Source organism: Streptomyces flavofungini (genome assembly GCF_014650815.1).
GTDB classification, from domain to species: Bacteria; Actinomycetota; Actinomycetes; order Streptomycetales; family Streptomycetaceae; genus Streptomyces; species Streptomyces flavofungini.
The window spans coordinates 35,511-56,389 of sequence record NZ_BMVR01000019.1 but is presented as its reverse complement, the minus strand read 5'-3'; the positions used below and the strand labels follow the sequence as shown (position 1 = coordinate 56,389).

Sequence of the window (20,879 nt, the reverse complement as noted above, 5' to 3'; positions counted from 1 at the left end):
AATTGGCCATGGTTGGCATCCGTCACCAAGCCACAGAGTGTCATGGGTCAGGCCACTACCACCACGGGGGCTTCTCTTGTTCAGGGCGAAATCAGGTCGGCCCACTACGGGATCACGCGACGACCGGCCCACTACGGAGGCGCACGACGGGCCCACCGGGGACCCGCGCGGCGAGCGTCACCTCACGCGCCGCCTCTGCCAGCTCTACGTAGGCCTGGCCCTGTACGGCGCCAGCTCCGCGCTCCTGGTGCGCTCGGGCCTCGGCCTGGAGCCGTGGAACGTGCTGCACCAGGGCCTGGCCGAGCGCACCGGCCTCTCGATCGGCGTCGTGTCGATCTTCGTGGGCGCCGCCGTACTGCTCCTGTGGATCCCGCTGCGCCAGCGCCCGGGCCTCGGCACGGTGTCGAACGTCTTCGTCGTCGGCCTCGCGATGGACGGCACCCTCGCCCTCGTACCGGATGCGCACGCGCTCGGCATACGCATTCCCCTTCTGGTCGCGGGCATCGTCCTCAACGGCGTGGCGACGGGCCTCTACATCGCGGCCAAGTTCGGCCCGGGACCGCGCGACGGCCTGATGACGGGCCTGAACATCCGCACCGGCCGCTCGATCCGGCTGATGCGGACCCTGGTGGAGGTGGCGGTCGTCGTCACCGGCTTCGCCCTCGGCGGCACCGTGGGCGTCGGAACGGTCCTGTACGCCCTGTGCATCGGGCCGCTCGCCCAGTTCTTCCTCCGCTTCTTCGCCGTTCCCGCGTCCACCGCAGGCCGCGTCGTGGCCTCCGGAGAGCCATCGGAGCAGGCGATACTGCAACGGTGACCACGCGCGTACGCCACCCCTACCTCGACCACCCCGGCCCTCTCGCCTTCGCCCACCGCGGCGGGGCGGCCGACGGCCTGGAGAACACGGCGGCCGCGTTCCGGCGGGCCGTGGACGCGGGCTACCGCTACATCGAGACCGATGTGCACGCCACGTCGGACGGCAAGCTCGCCGCGTTCCACGACGCGACGCTGGACCGGGTCACGGACGCGACGGGCCGGATCGCGGACCTTCCCTGGAGCGAGGTGAGCCACGCGCGCGTGGCAGGCAGCGAACCGGTCCCCCTCTTCGAAGAGATGCTGGCCGCCTTCCCTGCCGTCCGCTGGAACGTGGACGTGAAGGCGGAGTCCGCCCTCCTGCCGCTCCTGGAGCTGATCGAGCGCACCCGCACCTGGGACCGGGTGTGCGTCGGCTCCTTCTCGGAGGGCCGGGTCTCGCGGGCCCAGCGCCTGGCGGGGCCCCGCCTGGCCACGTCGTTCGGCACGCGCGGCGTGCTGGGGCTGCGGCTGCGCTCCCTGGGGGTGCCGACGACGCCGCGGGTGTCGGCGGTGTGCGCCCAGGTGCCGGAGTCGCAGTCCGGCGTCCGCGTGGTCGACCACCGTTTCGTACGCACCGCCCACGCGCGCGGGCTCCAGGTCCACGTGTGGACGATCAACGACGCCGACCGCATGCACGCCCTCCTCGACCTGGGCGTCGACGGCATCATGACGGACCACATCGAGACGCTCCGCGACGTGCTCGAGGACCGGGGCACCTGGGTCTGACGGACCGGGCCGCGCGTCGGAGATCACCGAGTCCGCAGCCCATCCGGACGACTGCGTCCACCCGCCCGGCCTCCGTGTCCGCGCGGGCTCGTACGCCGAGCACTTTTCCGCTTACGAGATCGGCGACCGCGGCCCGGCCCGGCTCGGGCCACCGCTCTTCGGCCTGACGTACCAGCTCACAGGGTCGCGCCGGGACGCGATCCTGTCGCTCGTGGCGCTCCACGTGCCCAGTTGCGGGCTGCACGCACGGGTTCCGGTACGGCGTGGATTTAGCAACCAGCGGCGAAGGCCGGTAGTGTACGCGTTTGGCCTGCCAGGCGGACCGTTACTGCGCGCTGAGGATTCAGAAGCGCTGGGTGACATCTGCTGCCAGATGTGACAAACCGGGCGCTGGTGGGTACAACAAGGGGCGGCATACGACGGCGACGCATGACCCTGAACGGGAATCTTTACCGCCGACCGGACGTTGACCGGATGACGACGACAGCGACACCTGCCCTGTGGGCGACAAGCCCGGGAGGCACGATTCATGAGTGAGCGAGCTCTTCGCGGCACGCGCCTCGTGGTGACCAGCTACGAGACCGACCGCGGCATCGACCTGGCTCCGCGCCAGGCCGTGGAGTACGCATGCCAGAACGGACATCGTTTCGAGATGCCGTTCTCGGTGGAGGCGGAGATCCCGCCCGAGTGGGAGTGCAAGGTCTGCGGGACCCAGGCACTCCTCGTGGACGGCGACGGACCTGAGGAGAAGAAGGGCAAGCCCGCGCGTACGCACTGGGACATGCTCATGGAGCGCCGTACTCGAGAAGAACTCGAGGAGGTTCTTGAGGAGCGCCTGGCGGTTCTCAGGTCCGGTGCGATGAATATTGCGGTGCATCCGCGTGACAGCCGCAAGTCCGCGTAAGCGCGCGGACCGCGGAGCGGAGTAACCACGAGGGCGGGCCCGCTGCTTCGGCAGCGGGCCCGCCCTCGTGGTGCGTGCGTGGACGGGGCCTGCGCTGGGGCGCCCCAGACCCGCCCCTTTCCCGGAACTGGGGCTCCGGCCCCAGACCCCGCTCCTCAAACGCCGGAGGGGCTGAAACTCACCCGCACATTCTCAGCCCCTCGTGGGGGTCCCCCTGCTCCTTAAGAGCTTGGGGGAGATTGAGGACGAGGCGCGAAGCGCCGACAGCGGGGGCCCAGGGGGCGGCGGCCCCCGGCTTCGGAGAAGGGGCGGGACCGGGGCGCCCTCGCGAAGGCCCCACCTCAGCGCGGAAGCTCCGGCCCCTCCGGCCCCCGCGCCGCCCCCGGCGCTCCCGGCGCCCCCGACGGCCCGTCCTCACGGATCACCTCGCCCTGGACCACCTTCCCGCCAGGGTGCTGCATCCGAGCCTGCTGGAAAGCGTCCCCCAGCCCCCCGGGCGCAGCCGCGGCAGCCTCACGGACCTTCCGCTCGAAGGCCCGCTCGGCCCGCCGGCTGAGGGCCTTCTGCAGCGGCGGCACCAGCAGCAGCAGGCCGACGACGTCGGAGATCAGCCCGGGCAGGATCAGGAACAGACCGCCGAGCATCGTGAGGGCGCTCCCGCCCCCGGAGTCCGGCGCGGGCGCAACCCCTCGCTGCTGCTGTTGCACGGCTTCGCTGAGGTTCTTGAAGGCGCGTCGCCCAGCCCGCTTGATGACGAAGGATCCGAGCACAAGCCCGCCCACGAGGAGCAGGAAGACGGTCAGCCCACTGGTGGCCCCCGCCACGACGGTCAGCAGCCAGATCTCCAGGACCAGCCAGGCCACGAGTGCGAGCGGCAGGAACCTGAGGACGCGCGAGCGCCGGGGCCGGGCGGGCTGGGTGGGAGGCGGTGCGCCAGTCGTCATGCTCCCAGTGTGCCTGGGCACGGCTCAGACCGGCATAAGGGGGTGATCAACAACGACCCGGCACTCGGCCTCCGGGCCGTCCCCGACGGAGCAGAGGGTCACCCCGGGGCCGGTCAGTCGACCGCCGAGGTCAGGAAGAAGGCTTGCGGCCGATGACCTTGCCGACCCGCTCGCCCACGCCCCAGGCCGTGACCCGCCACAGCGCCTCAGCCACGATGTCGCGGCTCATCTTGCTGTCGCCCAGCTCCCGCTCGACGAAGGTGATGGGCACCTCCACCACGTGGTATCCGGCCTTGATGGCGCGGCGGGCCAGGTCGACCTGGAAGCAGTAGCCCTGGGAGGCGACATCGCTGAGGCCGAGGCCTTGGAGGGTCTCGCTGCGGAAGGCGCGGAAGCCGCCGGTGACGTCGCGGATGGGCACGTCGAGGAGCAGCCGCGAGTACGTGCTGCCGCCGCGGGAGAGGAACTCGCGGGAGCGGGGCCAGTTGACGACGCGCCCGCCGGGCACCCAGCGGGAGCCGAGCACGAGGTCGGCGCCCTTGAGGGCGGTGAGCAGGCGCGGCAGTTCCTCGGGCTGGTGGGAGCCGTCGGCGTCCATCTCGACGAGGACTCCGTAGTCGTGCTCCAGCCCCCAGGAGAAGCCCGCGAGGTAGGCGGCGCCGAGGCCTTCCTTGCCCTTGCGGTGCAGTACGTGGACGTGGTCGTCCTCGGCCGCGAGTTCGTCGGCGATCTTCCCGGTGCCGTCGGGGCTGTTGTCGTCGGCGACGAGGACGTGCGCCTGCGGCACGGCGGCGCGCACCCGGCCGACGATCGCCTGGATGTTCTCCGCCTCGTTGTAGGTCGGGATGATCACCAAGGCCTCGCCGAGCGGACCGAACTGCCGCTCCGCGTCCGCTGCTTCGCTGATCCCGCCGCCGTTGCTCACTACTGCCCCTTCGTTCGTACGCAGGGAACCACCATAGTGGCCCGGGCCTGGGGTGTTGCGACGCCACGGACCCTCGGCCCGGCAGGGACACGCCGGGCGCGCCGACTGTGTCCGGCGCGCGGCTTTCGTCCCCCTGAGGACGGCGCGAACGGGCGGCCCTTGTCGCGAGGAGCGCGCGAGCAGGCGTCCCCGCCGCACCGGAGCGATGCCACCGCATCGCGCAGGAGCGATCCTGCGGATCGGGCCCGGCGCCCTTCGGGCCGGCCTGGGACCCGCTGGCTGCGGATCGACCGAGAGCCGTTGTCTACTGAGCGGCCGGGCCCTACCCGGGTCGCACCTCCCCCGAGCTCCGGGGAGCTGGAGGGACGGCCCCCTTCCGGCGGATGCGTTCCCGCGCCTGAGCGTCGTGGGCGCTGGACCTGGCTCCCGGTGGCGGTGCGCCGGGGTGGCGCACCGACCATGATCCAGCGGCGGTCGACGGCTGCGTGCGGGTTCGCCGGTCGGACGTCCTGTGGTGGACGCGCCGAAACTACCCGCCGACGGCCGCCGTCTGTCAATAGCCCTCTGACCTGCGATGTTTATGCAGATCAGCAGGTCAGTGGCGAGGCGCCGCAGGTCGCGCGACGCGCCGTGTGGCCCCGTTCGGAGCCGCGCCGCACCGGTGACATCACTCGTTAGGCCGTACGAATACGGACTCGCCGCCCACGACGGTCCGCAGGCAGCGGGGCAGCTCGGCGCCGGGACTGAGGTCGGGCAGGCCGGGGGTGCCGGAGCGCGGGTCGGTGGACCAGCGGGCGACCCGGTCGTCGGGGGCCTGGACGACGAGCTCGTCGGCCCGCCACACGGCGTAGTCGGCGGGGGCGCCCGGCACCAGGACGCCCGCGTCGTCGCGGCCGATGGCCCGCCAGCCGCCGCGGGTGTGGGCGGTGAAGGCGGCGCGGACGGACACCCGGTGCTCGGGGGTGCGGTGGAAGGCGGCGGCCCGGACGGTGCCCCAGGGATCGAGGGGGGTCACGGGGCTGTCGGAGCCGAAGGCCAGCGGGACACCGGCGCGCAGGAGGGCCGCGTACGGGTTGAGGGTGCGGGCCCGTTCGGCGCCCAGGCGCTGCGCGTACATGCCGTTCTCGCCGCCCCAAAGGGCATCGAAGGCGGGCTGCACGGACGCGGTGAGGCCGAACTCGGCGAACGCGGCGACCGTCTCGGGGGTGAGCATCTCGACGTGCTCGACGCGGTGCCGCGCGGCGCGCACCCGGGCCAGGCCGACCTTATCGGCGGCGGCGCGCACGCCGTCCACGACGGCTCCGACGGCGGCGTCCCCGATGGCGTGGAACCCGGCCTGCATGCCCGCCTCGGCGCAGGCCACCACGTGCGCGGCGACGTCGGCGGCGGTCAGGTAGGAGTTGCCGGTGGCGGGGGCCTCGTCGGCGTACGGCTCGCACAGCCACGCCGTGTGCGAGCCGAGCGCGCCGTCCACGAAGTGGTCCCCGGCAGCACCGGCCGCGCCCAACTCGCGCGCGCGGGCGACCCCTTCGGCGCCCTGCTCGGCCCAGTACCCGACGACCCGGGGCCCGGCCTCCGCCTCGGCCAGGCGCAGGAGCGAGGTGAAGTCGTCCTCTCCGGAGATCACGGGGCCCGCGCACTCGTGGACCGAGCCGATGCCGAGCGACGCGGCGTGCCGGAGCGCGGCGCGCTGGGCGTCGGCCCGCTGCTGGGGCGTCACGGCGGCGTGGGCGGCGGTGCGCACGGCGTGGTGGGCGTCGGCGGTCAGCGGCGCGTCGGCGTGGAACCCGGCGGCGTCGGTGACCCCGGGGACGAGGTCGAGGAGCGCGGTGCTGGCGACGGCGGAGTGCACGTCGATGCGCGAGAGGTAGAGCGGGCGGCCCCCGGTGGCCTCGTCGAGCTCCGCGCGGGTGGGCGGACGGCCGCCGGGCCAGCGGGCGGCGTCCCAGCCGTGGCCGAGCAGCACGCGGTCGTGCGGGCGCCCGGCAGCGTGTTCGCGTACGAGAACGAGCGCGTCGTCGAGGCTCCGGGCGCCGGACAGATCGAGTCCCGTGAGCGCGAGCCCGGTGGACGTGGTGTGCACATGGGCGTCGGTGAACGCCGGGGTGACCAGGTCGCCTTCGAGGTCGACGATCTCGTCGACACCGTCGGCGAAGCCGTCGGCGGCGCCCTCGGAGCCGACCCAGGCGATATGCCCGCGTTCGACGACCATCGCGGTCGCGAAGGGGTCGGCGGGGCTGTGGACTTCGCCGCCGCGCAGCAGGACGGTGCGATGCCCGGTTTCGGGGGTGATGCGCTCGCTCATGGGGAACAGTCTCGCGCCTGCGCGCGGGACTCCGGTTCGCGGGGTCGCCACCGCACTCGGGGCCCGGCCCGCGCTCCTCGCCCCCGCCCCCGCGCCCGTCCCCGCCGTTCCGTGCCGGCGCCGGGACGGCCGTCAGATCCGGGGCGGCCGCGACTCGTACGGCGTCGAGAGGACCACCGTGGTGTGCGTCGAGACCCCGGCGAGCGTGCGCAGCCGGGCCAGCAGGTTCTCCAGCTCGTGCGGGGTCGACACGCGCACCTTGAGCAGGTAGTTCTCGGCGCCGGCGACACTGTGGCAGGCCTCGATCTCGGGCACTCCGGCGAGCCGCTCGGCGATGTCGTCGGGGGCGCTGGGGTCGAACGGCTTCACCGCGATGAAGGCCGTGAGCGGCAGGCCGACCGCTTCGGGGTCCACCACCGCGGCATACCCGCGGATCACTCCTCGCTGCTCCAGCCTGCGCACCCGCTGGTGCACCGCTGACGTGGACAGGCCCGTGGCCTTGCCCAGGTCGGTGTAGCTCATCCGCCCGTCCTTGACGAGCAGCTGCACGATTTGTCGGTCCAGCTCCTCCATGCGCCGAACCTACAGGCCTCTTGATCCTCACGGATACCTGACCGGCACAAGGGATGAGGCGGGACCGGGACGGCGCACCCCGCCCCAGTGCCCCGGCGGCCACCCCGCGCGAAGCGGCATCTCCCTCTGGCATGTGACGAACACCACAGACATATGGCCGTGTCCTTCGGGCAGGCGCGATTACCCCCACGACCGGACGGGAAGTGCTTGCTGTGGTCGAGGCCGCAGCGCCTTGTCGGCCCACCCAAGGGGGAGATTCCCATGCAGAACCTGAAGCGCCCCGGTCGTTCCACGCGCCGCAAGCAGCAGCCCGTCGAGCTCGAGCCCGCTCCGGAGGGCGTCGAACAGACCGTCACCGACGACGGCACGGCGGATGAGCTGGACGCGTACGACACCTTCGAGATGTACCGCGTGATCTGCCCGGACTGCCGGCAGCCCATCGCGCTGCTCGCGGACGAGGACGCCCTGCCCGAGCACGCGCTGTGCCCCACTCCGTGGAACCCGTTCGGCCTCACCGTCTGCGCGGGCACGGGCCGTGCCGCCACCGAGGCCGGTGCCGCCGACGAGACCCTGGAGGCCCAGGAGCAGGACACCGCCCTGCTCCTGACGCTCCCTCAGGGCCTGGACTGGCGCACGCAGCCGTTCTCGCACGTGGGCGGCCCCGGCTCGCGCCCGATCCGGGTGCCCCGCCAGGCCAGCCACCGCGCGGCCGCCTGAGGCCCCGGCAGACACCGCCGGAGGTCCCCGGGCTCCCGGCGACGCCGCATCCGCCGGGGCGAGCCCCGGCCCACCGTCACCAATAGCTGCCCTGCACCATCGCCGCGAGGCTGGCGTGGTGCAGGATCAGCGTGTCCGGGTCCGCAGGCACCGTCGCCTCCCCGAAGTGCACCTGCCGGTAGCCGACCCGCAGCATGACGATGGCGTGCCGCAGCGCCGCGTACAGCGTGTAGAAGTCCATGTCGCGGGGCCGGTGGCCGGTGAGTTCGGCGTAGCGCTCCTCGATCCGGTCGCGGCGCAGGAAGCCGGGCAGGCCGGGCTGGTCGAAGGTCTCCGTGAGGTCCTGGAAGAACCGGTGCAGATAGACGGTCCAGCCCAGGTCGACCTCGCGGGGCACCAGGCAGGCCATTTCCCAGTCGAGCACGGCGGCGGGTTCGAAGCCGTCGTAGATGATGTTGCCGATGCGCGCGTCGCCCCAGTTGAGCACCGGCGCGCCCTCCACGCCGGGCCACAGCTCCGCCAGTTTCGCGAAAGCGCTTTCGATGAGCGGGGAGCGCGGCAGGCCGGCCACCACCCAGTCGTAGTAGGCGCGTTGGGAGGCGACGTGGCGCCGCAGCGCGCCGCCCTCGCCCGGCAGTGCGAGGAACGCGGCCTCGGCGGCCGGGACTTGGTCGTGCAGCCGCGCGACGACGGAGACCGTCGCGTCCTCCAGCCGCGCGCGCTCCGCGTCGCTCGCGGCGTGCAGCCAGTTCCCCTCGTACGTATAGGGCATGACGTCGGGCGGCACCCGCCCCGCGACCCGCTCCATGACGAAGAACGGCGCGCCGAGCGGCCCCGGGTCCGGCTCCAGCCACAGCACGCGCGGCACGGGTACGTCGGTGCGCTCGGCGACCAGGCGCATGGTGCGGTGCTGGCGCTCCATGTCGTACACGGGGAAGATCGTGTACGCGGCCGGGTCCGCCGCGAGCCGCAACGCGCACTGGGCGAGCGGTGGTTCGGGGTGCTCGATGTCGAAGAGGAGCGTCTCGCTGGACATGCCGTTGGATTCCGGCACGGACACGTTGGCGGCCCTGGCGCCCGGCAGGTGCCCGCCGAGCCAGGCCGTGAGGCGGCGGGCCAGTGCGTCGGGTTCACGGGTCGTGGTGCGAAGCCGGGGCCGGTCGGGTTCCGTTGCCATGTCCGTACTCCTCCCTCGGGGCGCCGGACGCTCAGGGCGCCACGGAGCCGAAGTCCGCGAAGCCGCTCGGGTCGTGGCGGCCGAACGTGCCGTGCTCGAAGATGCCGTGGCCGACGCGGCCGTCCAGGGTGAAGCGGGCCGCGTGATCGATGACGCCGTACGCGGCCAGCGGGTGCGCGGCCTGGTCGGCGAGGTCGTAGGTGCGCCGGTCGACCCAGTCGCGGCCGCGCCAGGTGCCGTGCTGCCAGTCGTCGGCGGGCGGGTACCCGGCACCGACGGCGAGGGGCAGCGAGGTGAGCGTCTCCACGCCCAGCTCCAGGGGCTTGCGGGTCTCGGGGTCGGTGAGGTGGACGACGGCCCGTTCGGGGTGGCGGGTGCCGGAGCGGTAGCTGATGTCGGCCCGGGGCCAGCCGAGTTGGCGGTCGGGGTGGCCGGGACGAACGAGGGTGGCGTCGTTGAGAGTGCGGTAGCCGTCAGCGTCCTCCTGGACGATGACCATCAGGAAGCGGTCGTCGAAGCGCACCGGGCACCAGATCCAGTGGAAGCCCTCGGTGGGGAAGTCCTCGCCGAGACGGCCCGCCTCCTCGCCCGGGATGGGCCGCACCCCCCAGCTCCGGTCGCGGGTCGCCGTCCACTCCCCCGCCGTCACCGCGATCTCCGCACCGCCCGCGCGGATCACCCCGGAACAGCCGCCCGCCTGCACGAAGCGCCGCCCTTCGAGGGTGAGCCGACCGCCGCGCCGCTGGGTGTGGTGCGGCTCCCACAGGGCCGGGAAGTCGGCGCTCCACTCGATGTCGTACGCGAGCGAGTCCGCGTCGTCCGGGTCCGCCGCGCAGGTCAGGCGCAGCCTGCGCAGGGGCTCCTCGACGGTGATGCGGAGCGGGCCGACGGACAGGTTCGAGCGGTCGTCGCCGAGGGCGTCGGAGGCGCGGACGGCGTGCAGGGTGTCGCCGGTGCGCAGGGTCGCGTAGGCGTCGATGACACCGGTGTTCGGGTAGACGCCGAGGCCGAGGATGAGCAGGGCGCGGCCGTGGTGGTCGAAGAGGTGGAAAATGCAGCGGTCGTAGGCGTTCCGGTCGCCGGTCGCCACGTGCTTCATCGACAGCGGCACCTGGTGGACGGGGTACTCGTCGAGCGGTACGGGGCGGTCGTCCGACACGGCACATCTCCCTGGGCGCCGGGGAGTTGGCGTCGCCCGGTGTGCGGTGGACCCCGGCGTGGAGGTGACGGTACGTCAGATGGCGTGCCGGGGCCAGATCCGTGCCGGGCCGCGTTCACCCGGTGGCGCGGGCGCCGTGCGCCGCGTGCGCCGCGCCCGGACGGGGCATGAACGCACGCACGATTCGACCCGGGGGTGACCTGGCCTCCGCGCCGACCGTTGGCCCGGCATGACCACCCCCACCCATGCTCCGGCCGACCACCGCAGGCGCCCCCTCGCGACCGCGCCCGCCACCACCGCAGAATCGGTTCCTCACCGGCCCCAGTACGCCCACTACCCCCAGCCGAACCCGTACGCACAGCCGTTCCAGTACCCCCAGCAGCAGCCGTATCCGCAGCAGACCCAGTACCCGCAGCAGACCCCGACGGTCCCGCCCCCGCCGCAGCCCGTCCCGGTGCAGGACCCGCCGATCTACCGTGCCCTGGTGCGCCTGTGGGCCGAGCGCGGCCGGACGCTGCCGGGGCGCCACGACCCGGAGTGGGTGCGGCTCGCGGCGCCGACCGTGCGCAGCGGGCAGTTCGGCGGGCAGTACGGGACGGAGGGGCCGTTCGGGACGGGCGGGGGGTTCGGCTCGGAGGGGGCGTTCGGCTCGGGCCGGGACACGCGGTTCGGCACGGGCTCGGAGGCACGCTTCGGCACGGGTCCGGACAACCGCTTCGGCACGGGCCCGGACAACCGCTTCGGCACGGACCGGGACACCCGTTTCGGGGCCGACCGGGACGGGCATTTCGGGACGGACCGGGGCAATCAGTTCGGTCCCGTCCCCGGCGCTCCCCCCGACCCGCGGCTCAGCGCGAGTCGGGACCCGCGAGATGGCGGGCGATGACCATGCGCTGGATCTGATTCGTGCCCTCGACGATCTGCAGCACCTTGGCCTCGCGCATGAAGCGCTCGACCGGGAAGTCGAGGGTGTAGCCGTAGCCGCCGAGCACCTGCACGGCGTCCGTCGTGACCTTCATCGCGGTGTCCGTGCACAGCAGCTTGGCCATCGCCGCCTGCTTGGAGAACGGGCGGCCCGCGTCCCGCAGCCGGGCCGCCGCCAGGTACAGCGCCCGGCCCGCCTCGATCTGCGTCGCCATGTCCGCGAGCATGAAGCGCAGGCCCTGGAAGTCGGCGATGGGGCGGCCGAACTGCTTGCGCTCGGTCGCGTACGCCACCGCCTCGTCGAGCGCCGCCTGGGCCACGCCGATCGCGCAGGCCGCGATGCCGAGCCGTCCCGAGTCGAGCGCCGAGAGGGCGATCGCGAAGCCCTGGCCCACGTCCCCGACGCGCCGGGCGTCGGGCACCCGGACGCCGTCGAAGTGGAGCTGCGCCGTCGGCGAGCCCTTCATGCCCATCTTCTTCTCCGGCACCGCGGCCGTGAGCCCCTCGGCGTCACCCGGCACCAGGAAGGCCGTCACGCCGTGGGCGCCCTCGCCGCCGGTGCGGGCCAGGACGGTGTAGAAGTCGGCGATGCCGCCGTGGGTGATCCACGCCTTCGTACCCGTGATGACCCAGTCGTCGCCATCGCGCACGGCTTTGGTGCGCAGCGACGCGGCGTCGGAGCCGGAGGACGGCTCGGACAGGCAGTAGGCGCCGAGCAGGCCGCCGCCGAGCATGTCGGGCAGATGCTCGCTCTGCTGCTCCTTGGTGCCGTATCCGGCGAGCCCGTGGCAGGCGAGCGAGTGCACGCTGACACCGAGGCCGACGGTGAGCCGCGCGGCGGCGAGCTCTTCGAGGACCTGGAGGTACACCTCGTACGGCTGGTCGCCACCGCCGAACTCGGAGTCGTAGGCGAGGCCGAGAAGGCCCGATTCGGAGAGCAGGGTGAAGAGTTCGCGCGGGAAGTGGCCCGCTTCCTCCTCGGCGGCCGCGTGTGGCGCGATCTCGCGCTGGACCAGTTCACGCACGAGCGCGAACAGATCCCGGGCCTCTTCGGTGGGCAGCTGACGCTCGACCGGCGGTGCGGCTCCCTCGGGCATGGCGCTCTCCTCTCCCTGTTCGGGCGCTTCGACGGGCTCGCGCACAGGGTGTGGCGCCGCCGCCGGGGACACTGCCAAGCCGATGCTGCCCTTCCGGGTCGCGGAAGCGGCTGACCAGCGACTGTGGCGGGTTGAGTATGCCCGATCGGCGGCATGGCGTCACGGGTTCACGGGCCCTGCGGCTGATCTTCGTCGGTAGCTGTCCGATCGGGCAGTACGGGGCGTCCGGGGCCCGGGAATTGGTCCGAACCATTGACGCAATGGTCTAGTCCTCCTAGAGTCCAGCGGCACAAGACGTCTTCGCGTTCATGCCAATTCAACACGCGACTACGTAGGGGGCGTTGACGCGTCCCGTACGCGGCCGCGTGGCCCTGCTCGCAGGGGGACGCGAAGGTCCGCAGGTCAGAAGGTCAGCACCACCCCCACATGCTCCCCTCTCCCCCCCACGAGGAGACAGCGATGCCACGACCGAACCGTCCTCGCGCCCGCTTCCGGGCGCTCCTGGCCACCGCTTGTTGCGCCGTCCTCGGCGCGGGTCTGCTCGCCGGCGCGGGCACCGCGGCCGCCGACCAGAACACGGGCGCCCCCGCCAAGGCCGACGCCAAGGCGGGCTCCCGCGTGGTCGGCTACTTCACCGAATGGGGCGTCTACGACCGGAACTACCACGTCAAGAACATCGAGACGTCCGGCTCCGCCAACAAGCTCACGCACATCAACTACGCCTTCGGCAACGTCCAGGGCGGCAAGTGCACGATGGGCGACGCCTACGCCGCGACGGACAAGGCGTACACCGCCGACCAGAGCGTCGACGGCGTCGCCGACACCTGGGACCAGCCCCTGCGCGGCAACTTCAACCAGCTGCGCAAGCTGAAGAAGAAGCACCCGAACCTGAAGGTCCTGTGGTCCTTCGGCGGCTGGACCTGGTCGGGCGGCTTCACGCAGGCCGCGCAGAACCCGGCGGCGTTCGCCCAGTCCTGCTACGACCTGGTCGAGAACTCCAAGTGGGCGGATGTCTTCGACGGCATCGACATCGACTGGGAGTACCCCAACGCCTGCGGTCTGACCTGCGACACCAGCGGGCGCGCCGCGTACAAGAACCTGATGTCCGCGGTGCGGGCGAAGTTCGGCTCCAACAACCTGGTGACCGCGGCCATCCCGGCCGACGCCTCCTCCGGCGGCAAGATCGACGCCGCGGACTACGCGGGTGCCGCCCAGTCCGTCGACTGGTACAACCCGATGACGTACGACTTCTTCGGAGCCTGGGACGCCAAGGGGCCGACGGCACCCCACTCGCCACTGAGCTCCTACACCGGCATCCCGAAGGCCGACTGGAACTCGCAGGCGACGATCGCCAAGCTCAAGGGGCTCGGGATCCCCTCCGACAAGCTGCTCCTCGGCATCGGCTTCTACGGCCGCGGCTGGACGGGCGTCACGCAGAAGGAGCCGGGCGGCACCGCGACCGGCCCCGCCGCGGGCAAGTACGAGCAGGGCATCGACGACTACAAGGAACTGAAGACCAAGTGCCCCGCCAACGGCACGGTCGGCGGGACCGCGTACGCGCACTGCGGCAACAACTGGTGGAGCTACGACACCCCGGCCACCATCGCCGGAAAGATGAACTACAAGAACCAGCAGGGCCTGGGGGGCACGTTCTTCTGGGAGCTGAGCGGTGACACCAGCGGCGGCGAGCTGATCAAGGCCATCAACTAGCTGCCCAAGGCGGTCCACCAGCGGTAGCGCGGAGAAGTCGTGGGGGCGGGAGCCGGCGGGCTCCCGCCCCCTCGTCATGCCTGCGTGGAGTCCGTCATGGGCGCGGCGGGGCGGGGCAGGACGGCTCGAACTCCTCGATGACGGTCAGCGTCTCGCGCAGCGTGCGCACCAGGAGGTCGCGCACGGTGTCACGCGCCAGGGCCTCGGCGGCGCCGATCCAGTCGAGCGTGACGCCCTCGACGCTGCACAGCCAGCCGAGCAGCGCCATCCGCACCAGGGGCGGTACGTCGCGCCGCCTGTACGCCCCGTCGGCGATGGTGCCGATCATCGCCTCGCGCACGCCGTCGCGTATGGCGTGCACCTCGGCGTCGAAGCCGACGCCGCCGCTGACGATCGTGCGGTAGGCCGCCTGATGGTGCTCGGCGTACCGCAGATAGCCGTCGATCGTGCGGTGCACCCGCTCCGTGGGCGGGAGTTCGGTGTCGCTGCCCGCGCGTTCGACCAGGTCGGCGACGGAGTCCTCGATGATCGCGAGGTAGTAGCCGCGCTTGGACTTGAAGTAGTAGTAGATCAGCCCCTTGGCCACGCGGGCGTGTCTGGCGATGTCGTCCATCGACAGCGCGTCGTAGGACGTGTCGGCGAACAACTTCCGGCCGATGACGATGAGTTCGGCGCGGCGCGCCAGGGATCGGTCGGTGCCGCGCGCCTGGGGGCGGTCCGCGCCACGGGAACGATCGGTACCGCGCTGTTGACTATTATTCAATTTCGGCCCTAGTCTCCAACTGCCTCGGGATCAGCCGCAGTATGGCAGACCCACGTCGCCTGCCCGGACGGGCGCGGCCCCCGACGGCGCGCTGCCACGCACTCCCCTTACGCACCGGACGACGTACGGGAGGACCAAGTGAGCACGGCGAAGAGAGCAGTACGCGAGGGCAGAACCAACTGGAAGAAGACGGCTGTCGTCGCGCTGCCCGCGGTCCTCGCGGTCGGTGCGATGGCGTCCGTGATGGCCGAGGGCGCGCTGGCCGCGTCCTTCGCGGTCAGCGGCACCAGCTTCCAGGTCTCCTCGGGCAAGCTGACCAGCCAGGGCCTGTCGAGCTATGTCCAGGTCGACCGGGACGTCGACGGCAAGGGCCACCCCGTGGCGCTGCTCGGCATCGGCGACGCGACGCTGTCGGACATCTGCCAGGCGGCGGAGGTCAAGACGCCCGTCGGCACGGTGGTGTTCAAGCTGACGGCGGGCGGCGACGCGGGCAACGTCACCGCGAGCAACCTGATCATCGACGGCGAGGACCTGGTGGGCGACGCCCGCTTCGGCACGGCGCAGATCGGCCGCGACGCCTCGACGCTCGACGCGGTGCCGGGCGTCAAGGGCGAGCGGGGCAAGTTCGGCCTCCAGGCCGGGGACATCGAGGTGGCCAAGGTGCGCTCGCACGCCTGGTCGGCCACCGGCGGGAACTTCCGCCTCAAGGGCATGCGGGTCGACGTCAGCCTCGGCGGCAAGAAGTGCTTCTGAGCGGGCCGGGCGCCCCGCGCGCCGGGGACTGGCTCGACGAACGCCTGCCGCTGCGGGACCTGCGGCGCGGCTTGCGCAAGTGGCGGCGCACCCGGCCCTTCTGGGGCGGCCTGCTGCTGCTCCTGGGCGGGGCGGAACTCCTGTTCGTGCCGCTGTCGCCGCTGACGGTCCTGGTGAGCCTCGGGCTCGGCGGGATCGCCGCGATCGGCATCGGGATCGCACTGATGGCCGCCGGGTTGTTCCTGTGGCTGCTGCCGCACGCGCACCACTACGTGTCCGTCAACGCCCTGATCCTGTCGGTGCTCTCGTTCGCGGCGACGAATCTCGGCGGGTTCCTGATCGGCATGTTGCTGGGCATCGCGGGCAGCGCGATGGGCTTCGGCTGGACGCCGGTCCCGGACGACGACCAGGAGCGGGCCGGGCGGCCGAAGGTGCGCGACGGACAGGACACACGGACGCTGGCCGTACTCCTGCCGGTGGTGCTCGCCGGGACGGTGTTGTGGGGCGCCGTCCCGGCGAGGGCGGCGCCCGGCGACGAGGCGATCGTGGCGGCGCGGACACCGCCGACGATCACGACGACCCTGTTCGCGCCGCAGGGCTTCATCGTCGCGGGCGTACGCGAAGTCCCCACCGCCGACGGCCCGTTGAAGGTGATGGTGCTGCGCATGAACGCGGCCTCGCTCACCGACTACCGCCTCACGACCCGCGACGGCAGCCGCGAACTCACCCTCGGCGCCGACACGTTGGACCTCAGCGGCGCGGTCACGCTCTATCTGACCAAGTTCAAGGGCTGCATCGAGGGCATCCTCTGTCTGACCTTCACGCCGGACAAGCTGCCGGTGCCGCCCCTCGTCCCGCCGTTCGTCTTCATGACGCAGGTGAGCGCCGAGCAGGCCCTCGTCACCTCCGACTCGATCGTCGCGGGCGGGCTGAAGCTGGGGGCGCGGGCGTGATCCGGTCCACGGGGACTGCCCTGACCCGGAAGGGAGCGCCGCCGTGATCCAGGTCCAGGCCGCGCTGTTCTGGGCGTACGCGGTGGGCGCGACCTTCGCGCTCGCCGCGGGCCGCCAGCTCCAGTTGTGGGAGCGGATCAACGCGGGCGAGGGTCCGCGCACCCGCAGCCGCGCCGCGAACCCGTATCTGGCCCTGACGGTCCTCTTCGCGGCCGTCCTGATGGTCCCGACCGGCCTGTTCCTGCTCTGGCAGAACCCGTCCTGGGCGACCATGCACGTCGCCGACGGCCACCAGGGCGTATGGGCGGGCTTCGTCCTCTGGTACGCGGGCGGCATCCCCGTCGCCGCGGTCCTCGGGTTCCTCGCCGCACAGATGCTGGTGCTCGTGGGCGCGGGCTACTGGGCGTACCTGCAGTGCGTGGGCGGCTACTTCCTGCTCTTCGGCACGCTCGTGCACGGCTGGGACGGCAGCGGCTACGAGCGGTTCCTGTCCCCCGGCGCGCGCGACTGGGCGGACTGGCCGCAGGACAGCGTCGTCAACAACGCCCTGGACTTCCTCACGTCCGGCACGTTCCTCGCGCTGCTCGTCTTCGGCGCGACCGTCATCGGCACAATGCTCATGACGGAGATCGGCTGGCTCCTGGAGGGCTGGTCGCTGCCCGGCGCCGACGCGGACCGCAAGGTGCACCGCGTGCTGGCGATCGCCATCGCGGCCGCCGGGGTGTACGGCCTGCCGTTCCTCGGCGCGGTCACCGCGAGCGTGCTGGTGCGGCTGCTCGGGGGCTGGCTGGGGCTGCCGCTGTTCGCGGTGCTCGCGGGGGTCGTGCTGCTGCCGGGGCGGTCGCCGGTGCGGCGGTTGTACGAACTGGTGGGGGTGCCTCGTCGGCACTGGCGGGCGGACCTGGACCTGACCGCGCGGCCCGGCACGGACAGCGCACCCGATCCCGGCCCCGGCAACCCACGCGACTCCGGCGACGAGCCCGGCCCCGGCGGTGAGACTCAGCTCACAGAAGGCCGGCCTGGCTGACGAGCATCGCCAGCACGACGACGAGGGTCCAGCCCGCGAGGTGCTCCAGGACGTTCGGGCCGTCCTTGGGGCCGCCGGTGCGGGTCTTGGGGCGGACTGCGGTGGCAGAGGTCGCGGTCATAGGGCTTCTCGCTGACGTTTTCCGGCCGACGGCGGCCTCCCCGGCCGCGCTGGCAGTGGACATTCCCCCCACTGGCGTCTTCCACCTTGCCAGCCGTGCCCGGAATTGTGGGAGAGACGTTGGTCACGCGTCACCACAACTGCGGCGGATCGCCGTGCGTCTAAGACGGCGTACGTCCGCGCAGCATCCGACCGAAAGGTTTCCGATGAGCACGATCAGGACGCCCCGCCGCAGAACGGGGATCGCCGTCGCGGCGGCCGTGACGGCGGCGGCCGCCCTCACCGGACCGGTCTCGTACGCGACTCCCGCGGCAGCGGAGAAGCCGTCGCCCGGCGCCCCGGGGCTCGGCGACCCGATGTTCCCCCTCGACGGCAACGGCGGATACACCGTCGACCGCTACCTCCTGGACTTCGACTGGCAGGCCCCGAAGACCCCGTTCGAGGCGTCGGCCACCATCAAGGCGACGGCCACCCAGTCCCTGTCCCGCTTCAACCTGGACTTCGGCGGCAACACGCTGCGCGCGGTCACGGTCGACGGCAAGGCGGCCGGCACCGCCCGCGACGGCGACGAGCTGACCGTCACGCCGAAGTCGCCGATCGCCAAGGGCCGCGCCTTCACGGTCAAGGTCACCTACACCGCCGACCCGACCCAGACCCGGCACCGCGACGACGCCATCGAGGACTACGGCTGGATCCCCACGCCCGACGGCACGGTGGTGTACCCCCAGCCCAACGGCGCCCGCCTGATCTTCCCGGCCAACGACCACCCGAGCCAGCGCGCCCCGATCACCTTCCGGATCACCACGCCGAAGGACCGCACAGCCGTCGCGAACGGCAAGCTGACGAGCAGGAAGAACGTGTCCGGCGACCGGGTGCGCTGGACGTACGACTCCGAGCAGCCGCTGTCCACGCAGCTCGTGCAGCTCGCCGTCGGCAAGTTCACGATGGTCGACAGCACCGGACCCGGCGGCCTGCCCCTGCGCGACATCGTCCCGGACGCGCTGGTCGAGCCGACGGCGAAATACCGCAAGCTCACCCCGGCCCATCTGACGTGGCTGGAGAAGAAGCTCGGCAAGTACCCCTTCAACCGGTACGGCATCCTCGTCGGCGACACCGACCTCGCCGTCGCCCTGGAGACCCAGACACTCTCCCTCGTCCCCAAGGCCGACCTGCTCGGCACTCAGGTCGACGCCGAGCGGAACCTGGTGCACGAGCTGGCCCACCAGTGGTTCGGCGACAGCGTCGCCCTCGCGGGCTGGTCCGACCTGTGGGTCAGCGAGGGCCACGCCCGCTTCTACGAGCGCATGTACTCCGAGGAGCACGGCGGCGACAGCTTCGAGGCCGCGATGAAGGCCGCGTACAAGGCACACGACCAGTGGCGCCGCGACTTCGGCGCGCCCGCGGAGCCCACCGAGCCGAACCTCTTCAAGCGCATGCGCTACGACGGCTCGGCGCTCGTCCTGTACGCGCTGCGCGAGAAGGTCGGGGACGCCACGTTCCAGCAGATCGAGCGCGCCTGGATCACCAAGTACACCGGCAGGACGGCGAGCACCCAGGACTACATCGACCTCGCGTCGAAGGTCTCGGGCCAGGACCTGGAGGGCTTCCTGAAGCCGTGGCTGTACGGCTCCAAGACCCCGCCGATGCCGGGCCACCCGGACTGGGTGGTGGATCCGGTCACCTGAGCGGTCCGGGCAAGCCGGGCGCAGGGCCCCGTCCCGCCGGACGGGGCCCTGTCCTCAGCGCACGCCGACAGCGGCGAGCGCGCGCGTCTGCTCCTTGGTGGGACGCGCGGGGAAGTACAGATAACAGACCCCGCCGGTCCCGGAGACCACCGTCCCCTGGGAGTTCTTGCGCTGGGTGCGGAGCCAGATGTTCTCCCACTCGCGCCTCTTGTAGACGCGCCGCACCGCCGGGTTGCTCGGCGACGCCGGGTCGTTGGCGATCACGTCGCCGCTCTTGGTGAAGCCGATGACGGTCATCAGATGCCCCGCGGTGCCGTACCCGGCGCCGGTCAGCTCCTCCTTGAGGAAGGACTGCGAGGTGATGGCCGGGATGCCCGCCCGGATCAGCGTCTCCAGATCGGTGAGCGAGGCCAGCCGGGTGACGACGCCCTGCATGTCCTGGTACGTCGCCGCGTAGGCCGCGTTGAACGGCCAGTTCCCGCAGCCGCCGTACTGGTAGTCGTACGTGAACCGGGCCGCGTGGCACACCTGCGGGTCGGCGAAGGCGGGGTCGACCCAGTCCAGGTCGGCGGCCGTCGGCCTGCGCCCCCAGTACTCCAGGATCATCTGCGACGACGTGGGGCTGCACCAGGCCTCGCCGCCGTTGTCGTACTCGGGGTACTGGCCCTTGTGGATCTCCTGCGAATAGCGCGGCACCTTCAGTTCCTTGGCGAGCCCGGGCGCGGACGCGGGCACCGTGAAGCGGTCGGGCACCGCGGAGGCCATCGCGCCGAGCCGCCACACCGTGGGCGTGAGCGCGCTGCCCGGCGTCCGGTACAGCGTCAGCCGCAGCCGGTACGCCACCACGCGCAGGCCGCTCGCCGTGTCGTCCACGGACAGGGTGTCCGTCCAGACGGACGTCTTGCCGTCGCTCTGGTCGTCCACCGAGGTGCGCCGGATGACGGCGGCGTCGGCGTCCTCGCGGTCGTCGCCCGAGTTCCAGCGACCGAGGACGTACCAGGGGGACGCGGTGCCGTCCGCGTACGTCGCCTCCATCTCGACCTGGATCCAGGTGCCGGTGGGGGTGCGGGCGTTCCAGGAGGCGATGGCCTCCGTGGCGGGGGCGGCGGGGCGGTGCGCGGGGCCGGTCCACTGGGCGTACTCCCAGGTGGTGGCCTTGCCGGTGTGCGGGTCGGGGTAGCGCGTCGTCCCGACCGGCTCGGCTATCTCGACGCCGGCGCGGCCCTTGGCGACGACGCGGGTGCCGTTCGCCGTGCCGGCGCCCCAGTCCTTGCGGGAGGTCCAGAAACGGTTGTCCACGAGCCGCTCCGCGCGGGGCGGGCGGCGCCGGGACGCGGGGGCGGCTCCCGCGGGGGCCACGGAGGCCGCGACGGCCGCGAGAACGGCGGCGCCCGCCGCCGTGGTGAGGATTCTTCTGCGGGACATGCCTTCAGCTTGGTCCATGGACGGGGACCCCCAGTCGATGGGTTCCGGCCGCGGCCGGAGAGTGATGGTCAGGTACACGACAGTGCGCCAACTATGGCTGTACGTGGACGGGTTCTGCCAGGCATCCGAGCCCGCAG

The 20,879-nt window shown here is 72.2% G+C and carries 20 protein-coding genes and 1 pseudogene; 11 read left to right on the top strand and 10 right to left on the bottom strand.

Annotated elements, in window-relative coordinates; translation table 11 throughout:
• The first annotated feature begins 76 nt into the window (after positions 1-76).
• The 4 genes and pseudogenes from yczE to IE274_RS35075 all read left to right on the top strand — a co-directional run bounded on the left by yczE (position 77) and on the right by IE274_RS35075 (position 2,485).
• On the top strand, positions 77-817 hold the full coding sequence (gene yczE, locus IE274_RS35090; protein ID WP_443732149.1) for a membrane protein YczE: 741 nt from the start codon (positions 77-79) through the stop codon (positions 815-817).
• The gene (locus tag IE274_RS35085) at positions 814-1,581 is read left to right on the top strand and encodes a glycerophosphodiester phosphodiesterase family protein (protein ID WP_190119985.1); all 768 of its coding nucleotides are present in this window, start codon (positions 814-816) and stop codon (positions 1,579-1,581) included. The genes yczE and IE274_RS35085 overlap by 4 nt, the downstream gene beginning before the upstream one ends.
• Positions 1,582-1,657: 76 nt before the next feature.
• Positions 1,658-1,960 (top strand): annotated as a pseudogene (locus IE274_RS35080) (MFS transporter); the annotation flags it as partial.
• A 150-nt stretch (positions 1,961-2,110) separates the two neighbouring features.
• The gene (locus IE274_RS35075) at positions 2,111-2,485 is read left to right on the top strand and encodes an RNA polymerase-binding protein RbpA (protein WP_190119984.1); all 375 of its coding nucleotides are present in this window, start codon (positions 2,111-2,113) and stop codon (positions 2,483-2,485) included.
• A 341-nt stretch (positions 2,486-2,826) separates the two neighbouring features.
• Here IE274_RS35075 and fxsA read toward each other — a convergent pair whose 3' ends face one another.
• The 4 genes from fxsA to IE274_RS35055 all read right to left on the bottom strand — a co-directional run bounded on the left by fxsA (position 2,827) and on the right by IE274_RS35055 (position 7,232).
• Complete coding sequence (fxsA, locus tag IE274_RS35070) at positions 2,827-3,429, bottom strand: FxsA family membrane protein (protein WP_190119983.1); 603 nt, start codon at positions 3,427-3,429, stop codon at positions 2,827-2,829.
• Between the two features lie 130 nt (positions 3,430-3,559).
• Positions 3,560-4,354 (bottom strand): polyprenol monophosphomannose synthase, encoded by a 795-nt coding sequence (locus tag IE274_RS35065; protein ID WP_190119982.1) that lies wholly within the window; start codon positions 4,352-4,354, stop codon positions 3,560-3,562.
• A gap of 667 nt (positions 4,355-5,021) precedes the next feature.
• Positions 5,022-6,659: an amidohydrolase gene (locus IE274_RS35060; protein ID WP_190119981.1), complete on the bottom strand. Its 1,638-nt coding sequence runs from the start codon at positions 6,657-6,659 to the stop codon at positions 5,022-5,024.
• A 132-nt stretch (positions 6,660-6,791) separates the two neighbouring features.
• A complete protein-coding gene (locus IE274_RS35055; RefSeq protein ID WP_190119980.1) occupies positions 6,792-7,232 on the bottom strand; it encodes an Lrp/AsnC family transcriptional regulator in 441 nt (146 codons plus the stop codon).
• 261 nt (positions 7,233-7,493) lie between these two features.
• Here IE274_RS35055 and IE274_RS35050 point away from each other — a divergent pair, with 261 nt between their 5' ends.
• Complete coding sequence (locus tag IE274_RS35050) at positions 7,494-7,949, top strand: hypothetical protein (protein ID WP_190119979.1); 456 nt, start codon at positions 7,494-7,496, stop codon at positions 7,947-7,949.
• A 76-nt stretch (positions 7,950-8,025) separates the two neighbouring features.
• Here IE274_RS35050 and IE274_RS35045 read toward each other — a convergent pair whose 3' ends face one another.
• Together IE274_RS35045 and IE274_RS35040 are read right to left on the bottom strand one after the other, a co-directional pair.
• The gene (locus IE274_RS35045; RefSeq protein WP_190119978.1) at positions 8,026-9,126 is read right to left on the bottom strand and encodes a phosphotransferase family protein; all 1,101 of its coding nucleotides are present in this window, start codon (positions 9,124-9,126) and stop codon (positions 8,026-8,028) included.
• Positions 9,127-9,157: 31 nt separating this feature from the next.
• Complete coding sequence (locus IE274_RS35040; protein ID WP_190119977.1) at positions 9,158-10,285, bottom strand: Rv3169 family protein; 1,128 nt, start codon at positions 10,283-10,285, stop codon at positions 9,158-9,160.
• 229 nt (positions 10,286-10,514) lie between these two features.
• Here IE274_RS35040 and IE274_RS35035 point away from each other — a divergent pair, with 229 nt between their 5' ends.
• Positions 10,515-11,171, top strand: coding sequence for a hypothetical protein (locus IE274_RS35035; protein WP_190120030.1), 657 nt, complete (start codon positions 10,515-10,517; stop codon positions 11,169-11,171).
• Here the strand turns inward: IE274_RS35035 and IE274_RS35030 are convergent.
• Positions 11,134-12,306, bottom strand: a complete 1,173-nt coding sequence (locus IE274_RS35030; protein ID WP_190119976.1) for an acyl-CoA dehydrogenase family protein — start codon at positions 12,304-12,306, stop codon at positions 11,134-11,136. The genes IE274_RS35035 and IE274_RS35030 overlap by 38 nt on opposite strands.
• Before the next feature lie 459 nt (positions 12,307-12,765).
• On the opposite strand from IE274_RS35030, the gene IE274_RS35025 reads away from it, so the two are divergent.
• Positions 12,766-14,016: a glycoside hydrolase family 18 protein gene (locus IE274_RS35025; protein ID WP_190119975.1), complete on the top strand. Its 1,251-nt coding sequence runs from the start codon at positions 12,766-12,768 to the stop codon at positions 14,014-14,016.
• A gap of 94 nt (positions 14,017-14,110) precedes the next feature.
• Here IE274_RS35025 and IE274_RS35020 read toward each other — a convergent pair whose 3' ends face one another.
• On the bottom strand, positions 14,111-14,779 hold the full coding sequence (locus IE274_RS35020) for a TetR/AcrR family transcriptional regulator (protein WP_190119974.1): 669 nt from the start codon (positions 14,777-14,779) through the stop codon (positions 14,111-14,113).
• Positions 14,780-14,917: 138 nt separating this feature from the next.
• Here IE274_RS35020 and IE274_RS35015 point away from each other — a divergent pair, with 138 nt between their 5' ends.
• The 3 genes from IE274_RS35015 to IE274_RS35005 are packed head-to-tail and all read left to right on the top strand — an operon-like array spanning position 14,918 to position 17,512.
• Positions 14,918-15,532 (top strand): DUF6230 family protein, encoded by a 615-nt coding sequence (locus IE274_RS35015; RefSeq protein WP_190119973.1) that lies wholly within the window; start codon positions 14,918-14,920, stop codon positions 15,530-15,532.
• A complete protein-coding gene (locus IE274_RS35010) occupies positions 15,523-16,485 on the top strand; it encodes a DUF6114 domain-containing protein (RefSeq protein WP_190119972.1) in 963 nt (320 codons plus the stop codon). The genes IE274_RS35015 and IE274_RS35010 overlap by 10 nt, the downstream gene beginning before the upstream one ends.
• Before the next feature lie 43 nt (positions 16,486-16,528).
• The gene (locus IE274_RS35005; protein ID WP_190119971.1) at positions 16,529-17,512 is read left to right on the top strand and encodes a hypothetical protein; all 984 of its coding nucleotides are present in this window, start codon (positions 16,529-16,531) and stop codon (positions 17,510-17,512) included.
• Here the strand turns inward: IE274_RS35005 and IE274_RS35000 are convergent.
• Positions 17,490-17,633 (bottom strand): SCO1431 family membrane protein, encoded by a 144-nt coding sequence (locus IE274_RS35000; RefSeq protein ID WP_190119970.1) that lies wholly within the window; start codon positions 17,631-17,633, stop codon positions 17,490-17,492. The genes IE274_RS35005 and IE274_RS35000 overlap by 23 nt on opposite strands.
• A gap of 205 nt (positions 17,634-17,838) precedes the next feature.
• Between IE274_RS35000 and IE274_RS34995 the strand changes: the two genes are divergently transcribed.
• Positions 17,839-19,317: a M1 family metallopeptidase gene (locus IE274_RS34995; RefSeq protein ID WP_190119969.1), complete on the top strand. Its 1,479-nt coding sequence runs from the start codon at positions 17,839-17,841 to the stop codon at positions 19,315-19,317.
• A gap of 54 nt (positions 19,318-19,371) precedes the next feature.
• On the opposite strand, the gene IE274_RS34990 is transcribed toward IE274_RS34995, so the two are convergent.
• On the bottom strand, positions 19,372-20,760 hold the full coding sequence (locus IE274_RS34990) for a C39 family peptidase (RefSeq protein ID WP_190119968.1): 1,389 nt from the start codon (positions 20,758-20,760) through the stop codon (positions 19,372-19,374).
• Positions 20,761-20,879: the final 119 nt, after the last annotated feature.